General features: G+C 49.3%; 1 protein-coding gene. It reads right to left on the reverse strand.

Going from position 1 to position 357, the window contains the following annotated elements; genetic code table 11:
* The coding region (locus J8M01_RS23850) for an SdrD B-like domain-containing protein (RefSeq protein WP_211059610.1) at positions 1 to 357 on the reverse strand (357 nt) is incomplete at both ends.

Raw genomic sequence — 357 nt, forward strand, 5'->3', positions numbered from 1 at the left:
ACCCGCATTGGGTTGTTCGGTAAAGATCACCTTGCTTGGTTTACCCACCATAATGACCTTCACCGCGTTTTTACCCGCATGAGTATTCTTTATGCCATCAAGGTAATCTTGGCCATCTTCATAACTTGGAGTGTCTGCGCGCGTCACCACATACCCGTCTGCATCCGGTTGGCGCAGTGCGTCAAATTTGAATGTACCACTACTGTCGGTGCTGGTGCTCAATGACACAACGTTACCGAACTTATCTTTACCGCTCAGGGTGACTGCAAGGCTTGGGATCGCAAGATCTTGACTTTCCTTCACGCCATTTTGATTACCATCGACAAACACAGCGCCTTCAACACGGGCTTCACCCAT

The organism is Pseudoalteromonas sp. MMG005 (genome assembly GCF_018101015.1).
Lineage (GTDB): Bacteria > Pseudomonadota > Gammaproteobacteria > Enterobacterales > Alteromonadaceae > Pseudoalteromonas > Pseudoalteromonas aurantia.